The organism is Legionella bononiensis (genome assembly GCF_016786215.1).
Taxonomy (GTDB): Bacteria; Pseudomonadota; Gammaproteobacteria; order Legionellales; family Legionellaceae; genus Legionella; species Legionella bononiensis.
Genome location: NZ_JADOBG010000003.1, coordinates 65,958 through 89,731, shown reverse-complemented (window position 1 = coordinate 89,731; position 23,774 = coordinate 65,958). Strand labels below are relative to the sequence as shown.

Below are 23,774 nucleotides of genomic sequence, written 5' to 3'. Positions count from 1 at the left end.
ATCCTGAACGTAGTGAAGGATCTCCTCAACGTGGCACAAGAATCATTTTCTTGCCGCATTCAGGAGATCCCTCGTTTTACTCGGGATGACGGTTTATTATTCGTCATTCCGAATAAGTTCGTCATCCTGAACATGTTCGTCATCCTGAACGTAGTGAAGGATCTCCACGAAGTGGCACAAGAATCATTTCCCTGCCACATTCAGGAGATCCCTCGTTTTACTCGGGATGACGGTTGATTATTCGTCACTCTCAACATGTTCGTCATCCTGAATGTAGTAAAGGATGACGACATTGAGCAGTTACTTCCCTGCGTTAATTTAACGATTTGAAATATTTGTTGTCAAATAGATAAATTAATAGTTGCAATATTTTTTATAGGTTGATATAAAAAATGAAGGTGTCTTGATTATTAGGGACAAATTACTCGCTGCTGTTTTTGCGGGTGAACACAAGCGGGAGGACAGCCATGCTCGAGTTTGCCGTATTTAAGCAAAACGCAATGCTACTTACCAGAAAGTTAACGCGAAGCAATTCTCAATATCTGGGCTGCATGGGCTTCTTTTCTGCATTAATACCTGACACTGGTTCTTTGGATGACTCAATAACTATTGGCATGATAGCCAATAATTTCAATACGGATCTTGATGCCAGTTTACTTTTATACGTAAGATCATTTTTTTGTCATTCAGTAGTTAAACCTGAAGAGTTTATAGATTTTAAAAACAAGGTGCTTATAGGAATATACATAGTGATGCTATCGCGTTATAGTTCAACTGTTTGTTCTTATGTAAATAAAAATTTTATCGATCTATTGCAACACGATTTAGGTATCAGCTCATTGTCGGATCTCAATAATGATGTGTTTAATCAAAGTTTGACAGCACTGAGCCAATATTGTTCTTATGTTTATGAACATAAAACTGATGATAAAATTTATACTGATTTAAATAATCGTTTGGGCATAAAGATACAAGGGGAAATTGAAGAAGTTCGAAATTCCAGAGTGCTTCCAGATGATTCATGGTATGGTGCTTATTGTGGTATGTTTTGTTCAATATGGATGACTAATAAGTCTTAAAGGAGGTTGTATGCCATTTACTCCACCCTCATTTCCAAGTTTAAGAGCAGATACTCTTAATTTGGATGAAAAGCTTTCAATTACCCTCGGCAGGTATAAAATTGTCCCCGTTGCTCAACCTTCAGCATCTTCATCGTCAATACAGGAGCAAGTTATACCAAGCGCCCTGGAAATTCTCCTGGCCAGAACTGATGGTGTTATTAATTGTAAAAGCGATCGACTCACTGTCAAGGAGGCTCTAAATCTGTTAAGTATCGAGTTGCGGGAAATATTGAAAGAAGGCAAAGAAGATAAATGCAAACAGGCTACGCAGTTTTTGCTGGGGGCTTTGTTGCATCGATATTTTAGATTATTAAAAGAATACGATAAATCTAATTCATATGTCTCTTATTTTTATAAGCCTTTTGATGAACGAAATTGCCAGCTCTTTGTTGCAGTAAGAAAAGCCCTGGGGCTTCCCGATGACATGCCCAAAGACTACAGAAAGCGTGATTTGGAAAAACTTGATGTAACCACCGTAGTCACTGCTTTAACTGCATTTCGTGAGAATATGAAGTTAAATGATCGATTTCTCAAATACCCTCACTATGCTGATGATCCAAATTTTCAACCTTATCTGGAAGAGATTATCAAAGAACATCTAAGTCGTGGACAAGCGGTTTTACAGCAATTTAAAGCCATTAGATTTATTCAATCTTTAGTTAGACAGGTCGATGCCGATCAGAAGCAAACAGAAGAGACTATAGTACAATGGTGTAAGCAGTTAGCTAAAGATCACCGGGATTTTAAATTATTAAAAATTGCTGATATAGAGCAACATTTGATTAAGAATGTAGAGTCAGAATCAATTAGAGATAAGATTGCTGATCTGTTATATACCCCTATGATTGAGGACAATCTTGTAACTATGGATCATTCCGTGTTTGTCTCTTCTATGACGAAGGCTAATCTACATACAGCAACCTATACGATAGTGGGTGGTTATTCTTTATTATTGTTATCAGGTAGGATACAGCGAGAGTTGTCTTTTGAGCTTCATAATGCTTTGGGTATTTCGATGTCACCAGACGATTTAACTTTTAAAGACATGTTAAATGGCGCTTATTTTTTTCAACAATATATGAAATATAATCCGTCAGTCGTTTTAGATTATGAGTACTTTAATGATCGCTCCGGCTTGGATACTTATCTTAGCAATTGCATTATTAAATTAACGGAGAAATGTAAAGTACAGGAAGTAGAGAGTCCTGAAGAGAAGAAATTTGTAGTGATGTAGTCTTTCTATTTAAGATGCATGTTTCACTTGATGTATCGTCATTCCAATGACGTATTCCAGACCAGTGGACGTAATAGCAGATGTTTTCTTCATCTTAGCTTCACTACCATTATGGAAATTGACTATTGTTCGTAGCCTGTATTAGCGGAGCGTAATACAGGATCGAAGCGGCAACAAACACAATTGTTTCCCCGTATTACGCTTCGCTAATTAATACAGGCTACAAATGCTTAATTTAATAGCAATAACGTTAATCCTCTCCCCCCACGCTGTGGTGGGAGAGTGGGGAAAGAGCGCGGGAGATCTGCAATAACGTCGGACAAGTCGCGGAACGTCAGTCTTTATTCATCCCGATTTCCCGCATCTACAATTCTGAATATAAAAATCATCATCTTAATGCGCAGTAAACTGCAGTTGCCCCTCCTTATAAGTGACCTTTATAGTTTCTCCTGAGCGGAATGTTCCAGTTAATAAAGATTGAGCAAGAGGATTTTCCAGTTTTTGCTGAATCGTTCTTTTTAAAGGTCTGGCTCCATATACCGGATCAAAGCCTGCTTCAGCCAGATAGGCCAGCGCCTCAGGTGTAACCTCCAGATTGATATCCTGCTGTTTTAACCGGTGATGCAAATAAGAGATTTGAATTTCCGCGATTTTGGCGATCTGTTCCTTAAGCAGGGAATGGAACACCACTGTTTCATCAATACGGTTAATAAATTCAGGGCGAAAATGCTGTCCAACCATCTCCATGACTGCAGATTTTATTTGGTTGTAATCAAATTTGTCTCCCATCTCTTGAATCAGTTGAGATCCTAAATTAGATGTCATCACTATAACGGTATTGCGAAAATCCACAGTACGTCCCTGACCATCAGTGAGCCGACCATCGTCCATTACCTGTAATAGAATATTAAATACATCGGAATGAGCTTTTTCCACTTCGTCTAGAAGAATTACGGAGTACGGTCTGCGTCTTACTGCTTCTGTTAAATATCCTCCTTCTTCATATCCTACATATCCTGGAGGAGCGCCAATTAATCGGGCTACAGAATGTTTCTCCATGAATTCAGACATGTCGATACGTACCATGGCTTCTTCAGTATCAAAAAGGAATGAGGCCAGAGCTTTACATAATTCTGTTTTTCCTACACCGGTAGGACCCAGAAAGAGGAACGAACCAATGGGACGATTTGGGTCAGATAAACCGGCACGTGATCGTCTGATTGCATTGGAAACAGCATCGACAGCTTCATTCTGTCCAATCAGTCTGTTATGGAGTGCTTCTTCCATTTTAAGTAGTTTTTCTTTTTCGCCTTCCATCATTTTTGAAACGGGAATACCTGTCCATTTCGAAACCACTTCGGCAACCTCATCTTCAGTTACTTTATTGCGTACTAATTTGGTTTCTACACTATCCAGAGCGGCGACCTGACTCAGCCTTTTTTCCAGTTCAGGGATTCGGCCGTACTGTAATTCCGACATTCGGCTCAAATCACCGGCTCTTCTGGCTGTTTCCATTTCAAGTTTGGCCTGTTCCAGTGCTTCTTTAATTTGAGTGGAACCTTGCATGGTTGCTTTTTCAGCCTTCCAGATTTCCTCAAGATCAGAGTAGTTTTTTTCCAGTTCATCAATGCTGTGTTGTAAATCTACCAAACGTTTTTTGGACGCTTCATCATTTTCTTTTTTCAAAGCCTCTCTTTCGATTTTTAACTGGATTAACCGTCTGTCCAGCTTATCCATGCTTTCGGGCTTGGAATCAATTTCCATACGGATTAAACTTCCTGCTTCATCAATCAAATCAATCGCTTTGTCGGGTAACTGACGGTCACTGATGTATCGATGAGACAGTGTTGCTGCTGCTACTATCGCTGGATCAGTGATTTCTATTCCATGATGTACTTCATATCGTTCTTTTAATCCTCTAAGGATCGCTATAGTATCCTCAACACTGGGCTCATCAACGAGCACTTTCTGGAATCGACGTTCCAGCGCTGCATCTTTTTCAATGTATTGCCGGTATTCATCAAGAGTTGTAGCTCCAATACAATGAAGCTCACCACGAGCCAGAGCTGGTTTAAGCATATTTCCGGCGTCCATGGCACCTTCAGCTTTTCCTGCGCCCACCATGGTATGAATTTCATCGATAAATAGAATAATCTGGCCTTCCTGTTTCGACAGATCATTGAGTACTGCTTTCAGCCGTTCTTCAAATTCTCCACGGAATTTTGCTCCAGCGATCAACGCGCCCATATCCAGAGAAAGCAATCGTTTATCTTTCAACCCCTCTGGAACCTCTCCATTGATTATCCGTTGAGCTAAACCCTCGACTATAGCCGTTTTACCAACGCCTGGCTCGCCGATGAGAACGGGGTTATTTTTGGTTCTTCTTTGCAGAACCTGAATGGTACGACGTATTTCATCATCACGACCGATGACCGGATCCAGTTTCCCTTGTTCAGCCCGTTCGGTCAGATCAAGAGTATATTTTTCAAGAGCCTGGCGCTGTTCTTCTGCATTCGCGTCATTTACTGTTTCGCCGCCTCTTAAATCATCAATGGCTTTTTCAATGGCTTTTACGTCGCCACCAGCCTGTTTTAACATTTTAGCGAGCGAACTGTCCTCAGTAATTGCTGCCAGAACAAATAATTCACTGGATATAAAATTATCTTTTCGTTGTTGGGATAGTTTATCCGTTAGATTAAGCAGTCGATTGAGGGCATTTGATATATGGATATCTCCACCAGTTCCAGACACTTTAGGTAATTTTTCCAAAGCTTGATCTAAAAGTGTTCTTAAGAGTGCGATATTGACGCCTGCTTTTGTGAGCAGGGGTCTGCAGCTACCTCCCTGTTGATCCAATAAAGCTTTCATTAAGTGTTCGGGTTCTATAAATCCATTATCTCTACCTAGCGCCAATGACTGGGCATCGGCCAAAGCCATTTGAAATTTAGAAGTTAGTTTGTCCATTCGCATAGCTTCACCTTTTATAGTTATATTAGGGTATTATTTCATCTCTTACTGCCGTAAAATGGGGACAGTTTTAATTTTTTCAAGAGCTTAAAATGAATAATGAATTACCTAATTCTAATGTAGATTCGCAATCTTTGCTTAATCAAATTGTTCTTGATTATATGAAAGAAAAAAAGAGGAAGCGTAGATGGCGATGGATTTCACGAACTCTGTATGTTCTTATTATAGCGTTTATAGGCTATAAAATTTTCTCATACAGTAGTGATGGCACGGGCACGAATACAAAAGCCCATGTTGGTTTAATCGATTTGAATGGAGAGATTTTTGATTCAAAGAACGCAAGTTCGGATAATTTTGCCAAAGGAATGCAAAGCGCTTATAAAAATAAAGGATTGAATGCTTTAATTCTCAGGATTAACAGTCCGGGTGGCAGCCCTGTTCAAGCTGAGTATATGTATAATACCATCAAGTATTATCAAGCACGGTATCCTAACATCAAAATCTATTCTGTCTGTGTGGATATGTGTACTTCAGCCGCATATTATATTGCTGTAGCTGCTGACAGTATTTATGCCAGTCCGTCAAGTCTGGTGGGATCTATAGGCGTATTATACAATGGATTTGGTTTCGTTGATGGCATGGAGAAAATCGGAGTAACCCGCCGATTGGTTACTTCGGGTACTAATAAAGGATTTTTGGATCCGTTTTCACCGATTACTGATGCTCAGAAACAAAAACTGCAAACCATGCTCGACATAATTCATCAACAATTTATCAATCGGGTGAAAGAAGGAAGAGGCAGCCGTTTGCATATCGATGAAGATACGTTTTCTGGCTTATTCTGGACGGGTGAGCAGGCACTGGCAAATGGTTTGATTGATGGGTATGGCAGTAGTGGTCAGGTGGCACGTGAAATAATCAAGATAGATAATATTATTGACTACACCCAAAAACAAAACTTCTTTGAACGGGTAACTCAAAATATTGGTACTGCTATGGCTGATGAATTACCTTTAAGTTTTGGAGTGAAACCAGGCTTGAAGTAGGAGTTGTCGGCAATTTCTATATTGCTGTTTTGCGATGTGCTTCTAAATGATCCGTCTTCCTCGCGAAGGCGGGAATCCATGCATCACATTAGAACCTGAGTGTGTTTGCTTAATGGATTCCCGCTTTCGCGAGGATGACTGCCTGAGAGTGTGTTGATCATTCCAACATCGACGTCGTGAAACGTTGGAAATGAATTGATGACTTGTTACATCCCCTGACTTAACCGTATTATTTCAATGCTGGAGCAATCGTCTGTAGCAGTGATTTGAATACTTTAGGTGTACCCGCAACCACATCACCGTTTTGCAGAAAATCTTCTCCGCCATGAATATCACTAATCAAACCTCCTGCTTCTCTAATTAATAGAGAGCCTGCTGCGATATCCCAGGGACGTAAACCCAATTCCCAGAATCCATCAAGACGACCACTGGCAACATAAGCTAAATCAAGAGCAGCGGAACCCGTTCTTCTAACCCCAGCGCATTTACCCATTAATGCTTCGAAAGTCGGTAAATATCTTTGAGCCAGACTGAGGTTACGAAAGGGCACACCGGTACCAAGAAGTGATGCGCTTAATAGCGTTTGTTTGGATACTCTGATTCGTCTATCGTTTAATCGAGCGCCGCGACCTCTGCTGGCAGCATAACATTCATGACGTAGTGGATCATAAATAACACCATGTTCAATTCTGTTTTTAATTTTCAAAGCAATGGAAACGGAGAAAAATGGAAATCCATGTAAGTAATTGGAAGTGCCATCCAGGGGATCAATAATCCAGACTGATTCACCATCACCTTCCTGAAAGCCACTTTCTTCTGCAAGAATACCGTGTTTTGGATAAGCCTTATGGATTGCATTAATAATGGTTTGCTCTGCCTTTATATCCACTTCGCTAAAATACTCCTGACTGTTTTTAGCTGTAATCTTTAAGCGGTCCACTTGTTCCATGTGTCGGATAATGATTTCGCCGGCTTGACGTGCTGCACTGACTGCTATATTTAAAAGTGGTTCCATGGATATACTCTTTATCTACAAAATCAGCAATTCTACCACAAATTTTTTGTACATAGAGAAGTCCAATCAATAAATGCTGTGATATAGTTAGAGAAAGTATTAAATATAAGTTTTTTTTATGAAGTTAAGTTCAATCCGTATAGTATTAGTTGCAACCTCACATCCAGGAAATATAGGTTCAACAGCTCGTGCCATGAAAACTATGGGTTTAAATTCCCTCTATCTGGTCACACCCAAGTCATTTCCAGATTATAAAGCCAAGGAAATGGCAGCTGGGGCAGATGATGTATTAGAAACAGCCGTAGTTACCAATACTCTAGAGGAAGCGCTGAGTGGATGTCAGCTAATTCTGGCAACCAGCGCGAGACCGAGAGGTCTTTCTTTGCCAGGGTTACTTCCTGTTTCGAGCGCGGAGCTGATTGGACGACAATCCGATAACACTCAGGTAGCTATTGTATTTGGCAGAGAACATGCAGGACTTACAAATGAAGAGTTATTGAAATGTCATTATCATATCAATATTCCAAGTAATCCTGAATACAGTTCACTTAATTTGGCACAGGCAGTTCAGATTATGGCATATGAAATACGAATGAATCTGTTATCGCCAAAAGCTGAAGTTTCATCACGGACTGATGAATATGCGACTGCGGATGAAATCGAGCAGTTTTATGATCATTTAAAAGATGTATTTATTGAAATTCAATTTTTGAAAGCCGCTAATCCCCGACGATTAATGCAACGAGTTCGGAGATTATTTAATCGAGTTATTTTGGAAAAAATGGAAGTCAGCATTTTACGTGGGATACTGAGTCAGGTTCAAAAATCTCTGGAATGGGCTGGCAAAAAAAACAGGAGTGACATTGATGTCTAATTTGCCAATATATTTGGATTATATGGCTACTACACCCGTTGATCCCCGAGTTATAGAACACATGATCCGTTACTTAGGTCCAGATGGCCATTTTGGTAACCCGGCTTCGTCTACGCATATTTATGGCAAAACAGCTGCCCTTGCAGTTGAGAGGGCTCGTTTACACATTGCGGATGCAGTAAACGCATCAGCCCAGGATATAGTTTTTACCTCTGGTGCCACAGAGTCTGATAATTTGGCGATTCTAGGTGCAGCGCGATTTTATAAAAATAAGGGAATGCATCTCATTACCATGAGTACTGAACATAAAGCAGTACTGGACAGCTTTCATCAATTAGAAAAAGAAGGTTTTCAGATTACCTACCTCCAACCTGAATCGGATGGTTTGCTTGATTTAAAAAAACTTGAAAACGCACTGAGAGAAGACACCATTTTAGTATCTATTATGCATGTTAATAATGAAATCGGTGTGATTCAGGATATTGCGGCAATTGGTGAATTATTGAAAAACAAAGGCATCATTTTTCACGTTGACGCAGCGCAAAGCGCAGGAAAGTTAGCCATAGATTTAGGAACGCTTCCAGTAGATTTAATGTCCTTTTCAGCACATAAAATGTACGGTCCCAAGGGGATAGGGGCTTTATACGTTCGACATAAACCTCGTATCAGATTACAGCCTCAAACTTTTGGCGGTGGCCATGAAGGTGGTTTGCGTTCTGGTACACTGGCTACTCACCAGATAGTCGGTTTTGGAGAAGCATTTGCGTTGGCGGAACAGGAACGGGAAGAAGAGCAGAGCCGTCTACTGGCTTATCGACAGCAATTATGGGCTGGCGTCAGACATTTAGCAGGAATTCAATTAAATGGTAATGAGGATATGCGTATTGCCGGGAACCTGAATATGTCCTTTTCGGGTTTGGATGGGGACGCTTTATTATTAGCATTGAGGGAATTGGCTATTTCTACTACTTCAGCCTGTACCTCGGCAAGTATACAGCCCTCGTATGTCCTCAGAGCTATTGGTCTGACCGATGATATGGCGCAAAGCTCCATCAGATTATCGATAGGACGATTTACTACAAAAGAACAAATTGATAAGGCTATATCAGTAATTTGCCATCAGGTGAATCGATTGCGTGAAATGTTACCAATATGATGTATAATAAAATAGTGCAGGATTGTTTTTTTCAACCCAGACATGTTGGAATTCTTGATTTAACAGAACCGTTGGTTAGTTACTATAGAATTGAACAGCAAAAACCGACAGTGATTATTGATTTATACATTCAATGTTCACGTATCGGATTGATCACTAAGGCGTGTTTCAAGGCGAATGGAAATCCTTTTGTTATTGCCGCTATGGAATGGTTGTGTCGAAGGGTTGAAGGCACTGATGTATTGAAACCAGAGTCCGTTAATTATCAGTTGTTAATTAATGAGTTGGAAATTCCGATAAGCCAATATCCTGTTGCTTTACTCATAGAAGATGTTTATAAAGAGAGCTTGATATTGATGAAGAAGAAACTAGAGGGGTATGAATCATGAGCGTGGTAATGCAACACGTCAGCAATGTTGATCCGGGGATTACTTTAACTGAATCCGCAATTAAGCACCTGGTTTCCTATTTGGATAAAAACCCTGATAATCATGGTGTACGATTGTCTGTTAAAAAAACAGGTTGTTCAGGTCTGTCTTATGTAGTGGATTATGTAAAATCGCCATTGGAAGGGGATGTTGTGATGACTCTGTCTGGTGACTATTTAATCTGTATTGATAAGTCCAGTGTCCCATTTCTTAAAAACATGCATGTTGATTATGTCAAGCAGGGGTTAAATTATAAGTTTATTTTTAATAATCCTAATCAAACTGGCCAGTGTGGTTGTGGAGAGAGTTTTACGGTTGCTTAAATGGAGTATCTATCCGTTAAAATTCTCAATGCGAATATGATTATTATTGAAAATAGGTCTCAACCTCCTAACGAATTCCATATAACCATCTAATCTCTTGACGATCGATAAATATATCCATAATAGTAGTAAGTACAATTGTTCTATCTCTCCAGTAGATAGAATTACGCTGATAAATCGAACTTGTACTGCCTTTTAGTATCTAATTCAATGAAATCAATATGAAGATCCCTGAACTGGTAATTGGCACATCATGTTCTGCTTGGTACGCATTATCAGATGGGAATGCATCTATCTTAAAACTAAATTGAATTATTCATATTCTGTATACCCAATGTTACATATGAACACTTTGACTCATTATTTGTTAAGCCCCTTTCTTTAAAATTTGAATTGAGACCAGAACAAATTATGGTCAAAATTGAGTAATTTCATCATTATTGATTTGAAGAATATTACGACTAAATCCAACTGAAAGGAGTTAAATTATGTCAAAAGAAAACACAACTATTATATCCCTACCTGACCAGGATAATCCGGTGGTATCGGGTGAAAATGCAGAATATGGTTTTGGCTATTGCGAAAATCAAGGCAACAGATCAGAGCAAGAAGACACTTTAGTCTGGCATTTGCTGTCTGAAGCAGATTTAACGGCAAAAGGGACATTGACCTCATTAAGCCCTGAACAAATTGGTCACCGCTTATGGACAAGTTATCTGATTATTGACGAACAACGGGATGAATCAGGCGCGACAGCATCAACAACCATCTACGATGGTAAAGGTAATTTAATTACGGCGACCCTTGCTGATACAGTTTCATTTGCTGCGGTTTATGGCAAGGATGGCAAGGTGATTAATGTTATCCGTTTAAATAGTGTTACACATAATCCAACTTTACCAGGAGAAACAGCCCGAGTTGAAGCTGCTGGTGGTCGTATTGTCAAAAATAGAGTAGCTTTTATACCACAAAAACCTTCTATTGGTAGCATTGCAGTTTCACGTGCAATTGGGGACGATTACTATAAAGAGAAAGGATGGCTTATTGCTGAGTCCACTATAGATATTACAAATTTTGATAAAATTGCTGCTGATTGTAACATTGATAAAGAGAACATTGATAAAATACAAATCATCAGTACCTGTGATGGTTATACGGAACCAGCAGGGGAAAAAAAGCAAACTAAAGAAGATCATGAAGCCTTTTTATTAAGTAACTTAAAGGAAATTGAGGAAGCAAAAGGGACGCAATTATCCCCACGTGAACTGGCAGAAGCACTCTCAGCCAGTGCATTGGCGAAGGGCTCCAATGATAATGTGTCCGTTGCTGTTCAATCATTAACCCTTGATTCAAAAAATCCTGTGTTTTTAGGTGTTTATGATGGTCATGGAGGTTCTGTTACATCAATACTCACTGCCCAGAATATTGTTCGAGTATTTAAAGAGCAATGTGCATTAAGCCTCTCAGCCTATGCAGCCCAAGAGTTAAGTGTCCATAGAAAACAAGCAGCCTTTGAGAGAGACAACCAGCCATTAAGTGCTGAAGTGATGCATCTCGCTGAAGAGAGGCCCATAATTAAAGTTGTTGAATCTGTTAATGAGGTTGAGGTTACTGACGTACGTGGTGTTCAAGAGTTAGTTAACCCTGTGTCTGCAGCTGTTAGTAGCAGTCTAGCGTCAAAATCGAGCGCAAAATGTGATATTTCGGAGCTTGATTTAAGTAATGTAGCGACCTTTGAAGACTTCGAAAGGCTATATCCGGATTTTGAGCCTCGTTTTGACTTTAAAAATTTTGTTGCAATGTCAAGGGCTTATCCGTTTATAGGTAATGAAGGGAGACAGTATGAACGTCCTGTAAAAAAAATCAGTGAGTTGGAGCGGATGGTAAGTCCTAGTGCCTCTTATAAAAAAGTAGGTGATCAATATGTCGCTGCATGGACTCACATGTATAATATTTCAGATTTACAAGCAATAAGTCCTGATGAATTAGACATCAGGTTATATGAAGATGAAGATTTCGTCATTTTACCTAAGCACGCATCACGTCATGATCTTGGGATAGCCAAGATTGGCAAATTATTGATTGAATATGCTGGCAATGGAGGAGATACTTATACGATACGTATACAAGAAATTGATAAAAATGATAAAAAGCTCATCCCGTTTTTATCTTTAAAAGCTACATCCTATCCAGAAGTTCAATTTGAATGTTTGTTGCCATTTTCTTTGATTACCGTCAATTCATCAAACACCATGACTAGCTCATTAAATAGTAATCACTCTTTTGAATCATTAAGTTATGCGTATGAGGTAAAAACCATTTTAACCAAATGCATGTTCAATCAAGATATCAGTTTGGAAGAAAGAGAGAGTGTTGTAGCGAATTGTAAAAAAATAAAGAAACTTGAGGTGTTTGATCCAAATTTTGATCCTCATAGAGCAGAATCCAGACCAGTACAAAATCCTATCAATGAGGTTGTTGACATTAAAACTGAAGTGGACTTAGCATCTCATGAACAAGATGTTAAATCAGATTTTGAAAACGTAACAATTCCAGCTGGTCATGCAGAGACACTCGATGTGGTTGGAACCTTAGAGGCAGATCAACCTGTTAATGGTTCGCATCAAGAAATTCCACAAAAACTTCAGGTTCAATTGGATTTAATTCTCCAAAAAAGCATTAATATGCATTATTATGCTGTTGAATTACGGAAGCAAAATAACTTTAGAAAAGCGTCACAGGTTCAAGAAGCATCCAATTCAGCCTATAAACTGCATGAGGCGATTACTGCTGCAGCTGTAGACCATTATGTGAACAAGAACAGTACTCTGAAAGAATTTGGAGACGCATGCACTGAGGTCATAGCGGAAGTTCGCCCTGTTCTGGAAACTCATCGTGGATGGAAGGAAATCCTGGGTAACCTGGCTCTATTTATCGCAGGTCTTGGAGTAGGGTTTGTAGTTGCAGGACTTATCAATAAGGCTGTTACAGGTAATTTCTTGTTCTTTAAAACAGACTCAGAAGAAAAACTTGATGCTCTGGAACATACTGTTAAGGAACTAGCAGCTCCTTCAGGAAGGAACTAATCTCTTCTCTTGTAACTATTTGCCCCCACTAAAATGGGGGCGTTTATTGATAATTGGAAAAAGAACTACGTTTCTTGTTCTATCTTGTCCTATTCAGTTTTTTACTTGTTGGCTTTGTACTGTCCATTGAAGACATTGTCACTTTTTTTTGCTCATGTTAGCATGAGCACATTACCTGATGAATATCTTAATCTGATACCTGTCTTTTTGGTAAAACTTATCATTGCGAACTGTTGCAACTGGCTCAAATAGGGAGAGAAGCCTCCATGTACGAAACTGGATTTTATAAAAGAAGGCCTTTGGAAAAACCATCTTTAGATCTTTGTTTTGAACATCCTGATAAAAATAAATTAGTGATGATAACGGAACTTAAATCCAGTTGTATCAGAGGTGTAGTCATTAATCGACAAAGTGAGCATACCATAACACTGACGGCGGTTCCTCTTATAACGTGCAGTGCGTATATTTTTTCTTTCACTAATTATGATGGTGTTGAAAAAGCAATAATCTATCATGCGACCAGTCCTGGTCCGAGATATGCAGGATGGATTGCTTCGCAAATCAAATCTGAAACCGATTTGTCAACTGTATCTATTATTATTGCCACTCCTGGAAATCCTTCCAGGCATCCCGATTTAAATGAAATTGGTGATATCCATTCCGAGTATTTGCACAGCGTGGGATTCACGAGCAAAATTCAAATTCTGTTTGATTGTGATCGTTATATGATTAACAACAAAGGCAAACACGGGGTTGAGAAATTTGAGCACGATTTGGTTTTTCATAAAGTGCCACATCTTGAAGAGTGTACTGAGTATCCAGTGAAGGAACACATTCTTGATGAAAACACCTGTTCTTGCTTGCTCCTGTAAATTTTTAACCAGTATTAAACCAATAGATCTGCATTTATAACATAACATGAAGCGCTCGTAGTAAGATATTTCTTATTTCACCGATGTAACATAGTTTAATCTAAAACATTAAGTTACATGCATATTGTGTAAGAATCTCTTAGGACAAATCATAAAGACTTGTTAATCAATTAATAATCTTTCAATAAACAAAAAAATATTTAAATTTTTTACATGGCTTTAAATGACTTTTATTTTTAAATAAATCATACAATTATTTTAACAATCCTTTCGAAAATGATACAATAAATCTTCTTAATATTTCCTTAAGAAATGAATATCATTGAAACAATGTTTACACTCTTTGAGATATTTGCTATTATATCGGTCATGGTGTTCGGTGCGTGGATCTGCCGAACATAATATATTATTCATTATTTTGTACTAGGAGATTAAAATGAATGCAGTTATGCAAGAAGTGGTTCAAGGTAACGAAGCACTGTCGCATCAAGTTATTAGTGCAGTAAAAGGTTATTTAACCAGTGTTGGTAATAAGGATGCGAATTTAAATTTATATCAATTAATCGTTGAAGAAGTAGAAGCTCCATTATTTCGCACTGTTATGGAACTTACTCGTTACAACCAATCAAAAGCAGCTCGAGTTCTTGGTGTTAGCCGTGGTACTTTACGCACCAAACTGAAACGTTATTTTGATGATGAATTTATTGGAACTCGTGATTTCTAATTTGGATATTTATTATCTGGATACAGCACTTTCTTCAGTAGTTTTCAGTATTTATTCATCGGTATATGTGGTCTTTAGGTAAGCACTCTGCTACTATTGATAACAGAGTCGGTCAGGCAATCGCTCTTTGTTTCGACAAAGGGAGGAAAGTCCGGGCTCCAAAGGGCAGGGTGCCAGGTAACTCCTGGGAGGTGTGAACCTACGGAAAGTGCCACAGAAAATATACCGCCCGCTTGTTCTTCATTTTGAGGCTCGTTCTTAAATTGATTAGAGCAAGCGGGTAAGGGTGAAATGGTGCGGTAAGAGCGCACCGCACGATTGGCAACAGTCGTGGCAGGGAAAACCCCACCCGGAGCAAGACCAAATAGGAATCCATTTGACTGCAAAGTCATATCGTGCGGCCCGCACGGGATTCGGGTAGGTCGCTTGAGGCATACGGTGACGTGTGTCCCAGATGAATGATTGTCCGCGACAGAACCCGGCTTATCGACCGACTCCTTTTTATTCTTCATTATGTTGTCACTACCTGTGACATAAACTTCACGTTTTGATGTTTGAGTTTGCGGTATTTGATCTAACATAAAAACCTTTTAAACGACAGTTTGCAATTATCTTATTACTATTTATTGATGACTGATTCGAGTGACTATTTGATTACCTCTTAAGTCACTATAAATAATCATTCAGTCTCTTTTAAATAATTAATGGGATGTTAACGTCGGAGTCAATCCATCTGCCGAAGGGGCGTCATCCTCTGATTCATCCCACTCATTTAGCTCATCATTTTGCACCACTGATTCATATCTCCTGGTATTTAAATTCCATGGTGTTTTATCATAGTAAACGTTTTCGATTTCGATATCTGAATTGAGATTAAAGTAATTCATTAAAAATAAAATAATTTTTTGAACTATATTCACCTGGTTTGACTCCAGATAAGCAAACGCGTTTTTAGCTTCTGGGCTATCAGAAATTTGAGTAATGATGCATTTATCGAGAGCAACTCGATTTGGAGTAATATCAACCTCCGTTCTGGCAGTTAACTCAGGTTCTGTGGTGGTTTTGGTAATATCTCGCCAACCGGCTGAATAGATAAGTTTCACTCGTTGATTATTTTTTACTTCAATACTGAGATTGTAATCAGCCGTTAAATAAAATTGGTGTTGACTGTCAGTAAATAAAGCATTGAAGGCAGAACCCAGGCCAAATTGTATCCCGGCTTTACTTTGTAATATTAGAGACAATATTTTGTTTTGAAAGGTACGATCAGAAATACCACGGCGTGCTAAACTAGTTCTGAAGTCATCAAGTGTAATTTGGTGTTGTTGTTTCACCTGCTGCACTAGTTCCGGAAAAACGGCATAGGAATCGGATCTTCCTATTTCCGTTTCATCATCGCTACTAAAATCATTAATTATGTCCTCTTTTTTAAATTTCAGAACGATATTATTCATCAGTTTTATTTTACTAAAAAAATTAGAGGGTTTGTTCGTTTTGGAAGAGTAAATTAAATTTAAAGACCTGTTACTCATTATTATTACCTCCAGATACTGCTTTAGAGATGATTATATCGAACTCACATTAACTCAATATTAAGTTGTCAATATCACTAAATATCACATGCGGCAATAAGTTGATTAAGCAGGGGTAGTAAAGCCTGATAAGCTGGATTTATGTCAGGCTTTGTTAAAATAATGCAGAACTATTAGCTGGAAATAAGATGTTTTTTAACTAAGGCATTGATTTGCTCCGGATTTGCCTGTCCTTTGGTCTGTTTCATAATTTGACCGACAAAAAATCCGAGCAGTTTTTCTTTGCCTGCTTTATATTCTGCTGCCTGATCTGGATATTGGTGAATGATTTTTACTATCATTTCTTCGAGAGCGGCACTATTATCCATTTGTTGATAGCCTTCGCGTTGTATTATGGCGTCAACATCATCCTCACCATCCCAGAGTTTGGTGAAAATAATTTTCGCGATATTCGAAGAAATTGTATTATCTTGAATTTTATCCAATAACTTAGCCATAGTTTGCGCTGAAATGGGTGGTGTCTCAAAAGACAAATTATGTTCATTGAGGGAAGCAGCATACTGTCCTTTTAACCAGTTAATAATCAATTTATCCGTACTGTTGGTGTAGGTTTTTACAGTTTTATAAAATTGATATGCTTCTGGGGATGATAATATAAAATTCATATCCTCATCATTTAAAGAGGGAATTGCTTTTAATTCCCGAGCAATTTGTTCGGGTAAATCAGGTAGGTTATTTTTTATTTCTGCGATTTGAAAGCGAGTTACTTGAATGGGTAATAAATCAGGATCAGGAAAATATCGATAATCGTTTTCATTCTCTTTATCTCTCATCGCATGCGTTGAATTCGTATCAGGATTATAAAGACGTGTTTCCTGAATTATTTGTTTCCCACTTTCTAGTACATCCTGATGTCTTGAACGTTCAAATGCGATAGCTTTTTCAATAAATCTGAATGAGTTCAAATTTTTGAGTTCCGTTCGGGTACCCAGAACTGTAGAACCTTTAGGTTTAATGGACAGATTGACGTCGCATCTGAAAGAGCCCTCTTGCATATTACCATCGCAAATACCCAGAAATCTTACGAGTTGATGAAGTGTTTTTAAGTATTTAATGGCCTCTTCTGCAGAATACAGGCAGGGAGCAGTAACAATTTCAAGTAATGGTGTGCCCGCGCGATTTAAATCAATCCCCGTATAATCATTGTGAGCTTCGTGCAAGGATTTTCCCGCATCCTCCTCCAGATGTGCTCGAACAATGTCTACTATTTTAAGACTGCCATCATCCAGTTGGATTTTCAGTTGCCCATTACTGACTATAGGTTTTTGGAATTGACTGATTTGATAGCCTTTTGGCAGGTCAGGGTAAAAATAATTTTTTCTTTCGAATATGGATAAATCATTAATATCCGCATTGATTGCCAATCCTAATTGAATAGCCATAATCACTGCTTGCTGGTTTAATACAGGTAATACTCCAGGTAATCCAGAGTCAATAAAACAGGTATGTGAGTTAGGTACTGCGCCAAAGGCAGTCGATGCCCCTGAAAATAATTTGGATTTTGTTTTTAATTGAGCATGTACTTCAAGCCCAATTACGGTATCCCATTCCATAAATCACCCTATGTTGTTTGGGCTGGACAAATGCCAGCTGGTCTGTTGTTGGTATTGATGGGCTATGTTAAGCAGGCGACCTTCACTAAAGTGTTTACCCATTAACTGCAACCCTATGGGTAATCCATTATCAAACCCAGTTGGTATTGAAAGAGCAGGCAATCCAGCCAGGTTAGCCGCTACAGTAAATACATCGGCAAGATAATTTTGAATCGGGTCAGCAATTTTTTCTCCCAGTTTAAACGCGCAGGTTGGCGTGGTGGGGCCAAGAATAACGTCTACTGAATTCAACGTTGTCGTTAATTCTTCCTGAATTAACCGTCTGATTTTCTGTGCTTGCACATAATATGCGTCAAAATACCCGGCAGAAAGCACATGGGTACCGGTAAGGATTCTGCGCTTCACTTCTGCGCCAAAGCCTTCACTGCGTGAATGAGTGATTAATTCCATGAGGCTGTTTGATTTGTTACTTCGGTGACCAAAACGTATCCCATCATAACGAGACAGATTGGATGATGCCTCGGCGCATGCGATAACATAATAACAAGGAACCCATAATGGTTGCAGTTTCAAGTCCATTTCAACGATTTGTGCTCCAAGGCTTTTAAATACTTCGACTGCTTCCAAAATGGCTTGTTGAATTCCTGTATCAACTTCTGGCTGAAAGAAGCAGGATGGTAGACCAATGCGTACTGTATTCAATGGGTTATTAATTTCAGCAACATAATCCGGGAGCGGATGATCAACCGACGTAGAATCTCTATGATCGAAACCCGCCATTGCCTGTAAAATCAACGCGAGATCTTCTGCACTTTTCGCTAAAGGTCCTGCTTGATCCAGGCTTGATGCGTAGGCAACCATACCGTAACGCGACACTAACCCATAAGTTGGTTTAATACCGCTGATGCCGCAAAAAGCGGCTGGTTGTCGTATGGAGCCTCCAGTATCAGAACCAATGGCGTAGGGCACAATACCTGCTGCGACAGCCGCAGCTGAACCACCTGATGAACCGCCCGGTACACGCTCATTATCCCAGGGGTTTTTTACTGCCCCGAAATAACTGTTTTCATTGGCGGATCCCATGGCAAACTCATCCATATTGGTTTTGCCTATCAGTATCGCCCCATGTCCTTTTAACTTTGTTGCTATGGTCGCTTCATACGGAGCCTTGAAATCTGCCAACATTCTGGAGCCGCAGGTCGTCGTCATCGTTTTGGTACAAAAGAGATCTTTAAGCGCCATAGGAATTCCTGTCAGCACCGTGCCTTGGCCTTTTTTCAATAACTGATCTGCTTGTTGCGCATCAATGAGCGCCTGATCTGCATCAAAACTGATAAATGCATTAAGATGTTTATTAGTCTGGATTTTATTAATGCAATTCTGTGTCATTTCGACACTGCTTAATTCGCCGTTACGGAGCGCCCTGGAGAGTTGGTTCAGAGAAAATTGTTCCATAATTATTTACCGGATTCTATAACTTTAGGGACTAAATACAGATTGTCTTCAAACATGGGGGCAATTGCCTCAAGTTCAGCGATACAATCCGCTTCCGTAACTTCATCAGCTCTTAAGCGTTGATGCAGTGCAAAAGGATGAAAAAGTGGGGCTATATCAGTGGTATCAACTGCCCGTAGTTGATCCACAAAATCCATTATTGAACTAATTTCCTGAGTTAATTGAGCTGAATGTTCCGCATCAATTTCCAAATAAGCCAAACGCGCAATTTTTTCTAAATCTTGGGTCGAGATAGTCATAATGGCATCCAAATCGAAAGTTCCCCATTATAGCGAGATTGTAATGAAAATGAAGTCTTGGAGCAGTTGGATAACGAATTATATAGATTAGGATTCACTGTGTGCCAATTCAGTTCTTTGATTAGGTCCTGTGGACAGTTGTTTTAAAATTCCTAAATGAGGAAGATACGCCCTGAACGAACCGCACTTGTTATATGTCATCCTCGCGAAAGCTGGCATCCATTCAACAATGTGGCATGGTGCTAAATTTGTGGATGGATGCAGCTTTCGCGAGGATGACGGATAAAAGTAATGAATTCCAGGTGGCAAACCTGGTATTAGGTACTTAGGAATAATTGAAAAGTACAGTGTCAATAGACCATTGTGTTTCATAACAGGAATTTTATGGATTATTAGGATTGTTCCGAGATTAAATAAATCACTTTCTTGCAGAAGGATTTAATTACAGTAGAATGAATAGCAGTTCATTATTATAGAGTGTTACAACCATGTTACAGCATTATAAAACCCAAGGTGGTGTTCATGTCGAGTTTTCTCAACATTCTCTGGATTATAATCAGGGAATTGAGTCATTGCTTGAACGCATCGATTCTCATCGAGGCGCATTGTTTGCCTCAAGTTTTGAGTTCCCTGGGCGTTATACCTGTTGGGATATTGGATTTTATAACCCTCCACTGGCGATAGTATGTAAACAGAATTTAATTAAAATAGAAGCTTTAAATCAACGAGGGGAAGTATTATTGGCTTTTCTTTATCCTTTATTAACAACGCAGGATAATCTGGAAATAAGCATTAATACGAATGTTTTATGTCAACTCAAAATTAAATCGTCTGATAGGGTGTTCAGCGAAGAGGAACGAAGTCATCAACCTTCAGTATTCAGTGTTATCCGATTAATTCTGGCGTTTTTTAAATCGGAAGAGGAACACTATCTGGGATTATATGGTGCATTTGGTTTTGATTTAATCCACCAATTTGAACAATTAACCCAGCATAAAAAAAGAGAAGATGCTCAAAGAGAAATGGTGATTTATTTACCGGATGAAATTTATATTGTAAATCACCGTAAAGAAGAGGCCTTTTTAAGACGTTATGATTTTCAATATCAAGGTAAATCTACAGAGTCTTTAGCTCGAGACGGGATTTACTCACCCTATCAGTCACCGAATAAACCCCAAAAAGAATGTGATCATGCTCCTGGGGAATATGCTCAGGTTGTTGAGAAAGCGAAGGAACGTTTTGCATGCGGGGATTTATTTGAAGTAGTTCCCAGTCAGACTTTTTACACTCATTTTGCTGATCAACCCTCTTCATTATTTAGTAAAATGCGTCGGACCAATCCTTCTCCTTATGGTTTTTTCATTAATTTGGGTGAAGGAGAGTATCTGGTTGGAGCATCACCTGAAATGTATGTACGAGTACAAGGGAGGCGCGTAGAAACCTGTCCTATCTCCGGGACAGTTAAACGAGGCGCTGATGCTATTGAAGACGCACAGAACATTCAGTTTTTATTGGATTCTGAAAAGGAAGAATCTGAATTGACGATGTGTACTGACGTGGATCGCAATGATAAATCACGGATATGTGAAGCTGGGAGTGTCAAGGTTATTGGACGACGTCAAATTGAAATGTATTCACGGCTTATCCATACCGTAGATCATGTTGAAGGCATTTTAAGGGACGAGTTTGATTCTGTGGATGCTTTTTTAACGCATATGTGGGTGGTTACTGTAACAGGCGCTCCCAAAATTTGGGCGATGAACTTTATAGAACAGCATGAAAAATCACCGCGTAAATGGTATGCAGGTGCGGTAGGCTGGTTTGGGTTTGATGGTAATTTAAATACAGGCCTGGTATTGCGTACAGTGCGAATCGAAGAAGGTATTGCTGAAGTCAGGGTAGGGGCTACTTTACTTTATGATTCAGTTCCTGAGTCAGAAGAACAGGAAACTCGTTTGAAAGCATCCGCTTTTCTGGATCTTCTGAGAAATACGGAACCTCAACATAATAAAAGTGTCCTATCCTTGCCCCAGACAGGCAAGAATAAAAAAGTTTTGCTTATTGATCACCAGGATTCTTTTGTTCACACTTTGGCCAATTACCTCCGTCAGACAGGAGCTACCGTAAGTACTATTCGTTATGATAATGCTCTAAGCTATTTAAAAAATAATAAGTACGATTTGGTGGTTTTATCACCTGGGCCAGGAAGACCTGCAGATTTTAATTTATCGGCAACCATCCAGGACATCATCAATCGAGGAATACCGTTATTTGGTGTATGTCTCGGTCTGCAAGGCATTGTGGAACATTTCGGCGGTACTTTGGATGTGCTCGATTATCCCATGCATGGAAAATCATCACAGATCACTATTTTAAAATCAGATGATTTATTTAAGGGGATGGGACAATCCATTAAAGCAGGAAGATATCATTCTCTTTATGCTCGATTAGCAGCAATGCCAAAAGAATTGTTGGTTACCGCAATGAGTGATGACGGGGTAGTTATGGCTATTAGCCATCAACATCTGCCGGTGCACGCTGTTCAGTTTCATCCAGAAACCATTCTGTCTTTAACCCATCAGACTGGTCTTAGAATTATTACTAATTTAATGGATATGGTGAAATGACATGGGCAAAAAAATACTGATTCTTTATGCTGTATCTATCGTTTTAGGGGTACTAACCGGTACTATAGCATCATTATTTCAGTTAGCTATCGCCGGCCTGGTGTCCTTAATGAATTCATTTTATAGTCTGGTCAGTGCTCATGGTTGGCCTGAAGGGTTAATTTCTGCGCTGGTGACTATGGTGATGGTTCTGCTGGCTTTTCTCTTGGTTAAATATGTTGCTCCCGAGGCTTCGGGTAGCGGGGTACCTGAAATAGAAGGTACTTTGCTTCATATCCGTCCTATTTTTTGGAAGCGTTTAATTCCGGTAAAGTTTTTTGGTGGAATTTTATCCATATCTGCAAATATGGTTATGGGACGTGAAGGTCCTACCATTCAGATGGGCGGTAATCTGGGAGACATGTTGGGTGATTTACTTCGACTCTCGCCTGAGAGACGAGATACTTTAATTGCTGCGGGATCTGCCGCCGGTCTTGCTGCAGCATTTAATGCACCACTTGCTGGTGTATTATTCGTAATGGAAGAAATGCGTAATCAATTTAATTATTCATTCACCAATTTTAAAATGGTCATTATTTGTTGTGTCATGGCAACGATTACCTTACATGGGATTATTGGGCCAGATCCAGCAATTAAAATGCAATTATTTGAATTACCCAGTTTGAGTGCTTTGTGGTGGTTTTGCTTGTTTGGTATTGTTGTGGGATTCGTGGGTGTCGCGTTTAATTTAGTTTTAATGGGAACACTTCGCATACTGGATAAACTTCATCCCAGAAATAAGATGATCTATGTGATGATCGTTGGATTTTTGGTGGGATATCTGGCTTATATTCATCCTCAAATGGTAGGTGGTGGTTATGACATTATAAATCAGGCGCTGACCATGTCTCCTGCATTCGGTATTTTGTGTTTATTAATAGTTATCAGATTTTTTACAACGATGATGTCCTATTCTACAAGCATCCCCGGAGGAATTTTTGCCCCGATGCTTGCTTTGGGAACATTGCTGGGTTTGGCTGCTTACCATATATTTGGATATTTTAGTATTGATACGTCAATACATCCGGGGATGTTTGCTGTAGCAGGGATGGGAGCACTGTTCGCTGCCTCAGTACGTTCGCCAATAACAGGCGTCGTTTTGGTTGTAGAAATGACCCAAAATTATTCATTAATACTGCCTTTGATGATTACTTGCATTACTTCAACAACAATAGTGCAATTAATGGGTAATGAACCCATTTATACGCAATTGTTGGAACGTACTTTAAAACTTGGTTCAAAGGCTGAAGAAAAGAAAGCTGGAATTTCTAAATAATTGAGTACGTAGTAGGGATTGATGACAATTCAACTTTCGACTTCCTGCGACTTGTTCCTGAGCTAACTCACCTTGTATCAGGTTGTC

19 protein-coding genes and 1 other RNA gene are annotated in these 23,774 nt (G+C 39.2%); 14 read left to right on the top strand and 6 right to left on the bottom strand.

The features are described from left to right. Positions 1 to 30 precede the first annotated feature (30 nt). The 3 genes from IZU94_RS03325 to IZU94_RS03315 all read left to right on the top strand — a co-directional run bounded on the left by IZU94_RS03325 (position 31) and on the right by IZU94_RS03315 (position 2,355). A complete protein-coding gene (locus tag IZU94_RS03325; protein WP_203107991.1) occupies positions 31 to 237 on the top strand; it encodes a hypothetical protein in 207 nt (68 codons plus the stop codon). 230 nt (positions 238 to 467) lie between these two features. Continuing rightward, positions 468 to 1,079: a hypothetical protein gene (locus IZU94_RS03320; RefSeq protein WP_203107989.1), complete on the top strand. Its 612-nt coding sequence runs from the start codon at positions 468 to 470 to the stop codon at positions 1,077 to 1,079. A 10-nt stretch (positions 1,080 to 1,089) separates the two neighbouring features. Next, the gene (locus IZU94_RS03315; RefSeq protein ID WP_203107987.1) at positions 1,090 to 2,355 is read left to right on the top strand and encodes a type IV secretion protein Dot; all 1,266 of its coding nucleotides are present in this window, start codon (positions 1,090 to 1,092) and stop codon (positions 2,353 to 2,355) included. Positions 2,356 to 2,748: 393 nt separating this feature from the next. Here IZU94_RS03315 and clpB read toward each other — a convergent pair whose 3' ends face one another. After that, a complete protein-coding gene (gene clpB / locus IZU94_RS03310; RefSeq protein ID WP_203107985.1) occupies positions 2,749 to 5,325 on the bottom strand; it encodes an ATP-dependent chaperone ClpB in 2,577 nt (858 codons plus the stop codon). 89 nt (positions 5,326 to 5,414) lie between these two features. Here clpB and IZU94_RS03305 point away from each other — a divergent pair, with 89 nt between their 5' ends. Next, on the top strand, positions 5,415 to 6,368 hold the full coding sequence (locus IZU94_RS03305; protein WP_203107983.1) for a S49 family peptidase: 954 nt from the start codon (positions 5,415 to 5,417) through the stop codon (positions 6,366 to 6,368). A 229-nt stretch (positions 6,369 to 6,597) separates the two neighbouring features. Here IZU94_RS03305 and IZU94_RS03300 read toward each other — a convergent pair whose 3' ends face one another. After that, positions 6,598 to 7,383, bottom strand: coding sequence for an inositol monophosphatase family protein (locus IZU94_RS03300; RefSeq protein WP_203107981.1), 786 nt, complete (start codon positions 7,381 to 7,383; stop codon positions 6,598 to 6,600). A 118-nt stretch (positions 7,384 to 7,501) separates the two neighbouring features. On the opposite strand from IZU94_RS03300, the gene trmJ reads away from it, so the two are divergent. The 8 genes from trmJ to rnpB all read left to right on the top strand — a co-directional run bounded on the left by trmJ (position 7,502) and on the right by rnpB (position 15,348). After that, positions 7,502 to 8,257, top strand: coding sequence for a tRNA (cytosine(32)/uridine(32)-2'-O)-methyltransferase TrmJ (gene trmJ, locus IZU94_RS03295; protein WP_203107979.1), 756 nt, complete (start codon positions 7,502 to 7,504; stop codon positions 8,255 to 8,257). Then, positions 8,250 to 9,413, top strand: a complete 1,164-nt coding sequence (locus IZU94_RS03290; protein ID WP_203107977.1) for an IscS subfamily cysteine desulfurase — start codon at positions 8,250 to 8,252, stop codon at positions 9,411 to 9,413. Before trmJ ends, IZU94_RS03290 begins: the two co-directional genes overlap by 8 nt. Further along, positions 9,410 to 9,802: an iron-sulfur cluster assembly scaffold protein gene (locus tag IZU94_RS03285; RefSeq protein ID WP_203107976.1), complete on the top strand. Its 393-nt coding sequence runs from the start codon at positions 9,410 to 9,412 to the stop codon at positions 9,800 to 9,802. The genes IZU94_RS03290 and IZU94_RS03285 overlap by 4 nt, the downstream gene beginning before the upstream one ends. After that, on the top strand, positions 9,799 to 10,164 hold the full coding sequence (locus IZU94_RS03280) for a HesB/IscA family protein (RefSeq protein WP_203107974.1): 366 nt from the start codon (positions 9,799 to 9,801) through the stop codon (positions 10,162 to 10,164). The genes IZU94_RS03285 and IZU94_RS03280 overlap by 4 nt, the downstream gene beginning before the upstream one ends. Before the next feature lie 488 nt (positions 10,165 to 10,652). Beyond that, positions 10,653 to 13,250, top strand: a complete 2,598-nt coding sequence (locus IZU94_RS03275) for a PP2C family serine/threonine-protein phosphatase (RefSeq protein WP_203107973.1) — start codon at positions 10,653 to 10,655, stop codon at positions 13,248 to 13,250. Between the two features lie 266 nt (positions 13,251 to 13,516). Further along, positions 13,517 to 14,122, top strand: coding sequence for a hypothetical protein (locus IZU94_RS03270; protein WP_203107971.1), 606 nt, complete (start codon positions 13,517 to 13,519; stop codon positions 14,120 to 14,122). Positions 14,123 to 14,558: 436 nt separating this feature from the next. Then, a complete protein-coding gene (locus IZU94_RS03265; protein WP_058473529.1) occupies positions 14,559 to 14,846 on the top strand; it encodes a helix-turn-helix domain-containing protein in 288 nt (95 codons plus the stop codon). A 104-nt stretch (positions 14,847 to 14,950) separates the two neighbouring features. Further along, positions 14,951 to 15,348, top strand: an RNA gene (gene rnpB, locus IZU94_RS03260) — RNase P RNA component class A. A gap of 199 nt (positions 15,349 to 15,547) precedes the next feature. Here rnpB and IZU94_RS03255 read toward each other — a convergent pair. The 4 genes from IZU94_RS03255 to gatC form a co-directional block, all read right to left on the bottom strand. Then, a complete protein-coding gene (locus IZU94_RS03255; RefSeq protein WP_203107969.1) occupies positions 15,548 to 16,378 on the bottom strand; it encodes a hypothetical protein in 831 nt (276 codons plus the stop codon). Positions 16,379 to 16,551: 173 nt separating this feature from the next. Next, on the bottom strand, positions 16,552 to 17,991 hold the full coding sequence (gatB, locus tag IZU94_RS03250; protein ID WP_203107967.1) for an Asp-tRNA(Asn)/Glu-tRNA(Gln) amidotransferase subunit GatB: 1,440 nt from the start codon (positions 17,989 to 17,991) through the stop codon (positions 16,552 to 16,554). A 3-nt stretch (positions 17,992 to 17,994) separates the two neighbouring features. Further along, complete coding sequence (gene gatA, locus IZU94_RS03245) at positions 17,995 to 19,446, bottom strand: Asp-tRNA(Asn)/Glu-tRNA(Gln) amidotransferase subunit GatA (RefSeq protein ID WP_203107965.1); 1,452 nt, start codon at positions 19,444 to 19,446, stop codon at positions 17,995 to 17,997. Between the two features lie 2 nt (positions 19,447 to 19,448). Next, the gene (gatC, locus tag IZU94_RS03240; protein ID WP_203107963.1) at positions 19,449 to 19,745 is read right to left on the bottom strand and encodes an Asp-tRNA(Asn)/Glu-tRNA(Gln) amidotransferase subunit GatC; all 297 of its coding nucleotides are present in this window, start codon (positions 19,743 to 19,745) and stop codon (positions 19,449 to 19,451) included. Positions 19,746 to 20,233: 488 nt separating this feature from the next. Here gatC and IZU94_RS03235 point away from each other — a divergent pair, with 488 nt between their 5' ends. Together IZU94_RS03235 and clcA are read left to right on the top strand one after the other, a co-directional pair. After that, on the top strand, positions 20,234 to 22,372 hold the full coding sequence (locus tag IZU94_RS03235; RefSeq protein ID WP_203107961.1) for an anthranilate synthase component I: 2,139 nt from the start codon (positions 20,234 to 20,236) through the stop codon (positions 22,370 to 22,372). Position 22,373: 1 nt separating this feature from the next. Next, entirely contained in the window at positions 22,374 to 23,687 is a 1,314-nt protein-coding gene (gene clcA, locus IZU94_RS03230) for a H(+)/Cl(-) exchange transporter ClcA (RefSeq protein WP_203107959.1), read from the top strand. The last annotated feature ends 87 nt before the right edge of the window (positions 23,688 to 23,774 follow it).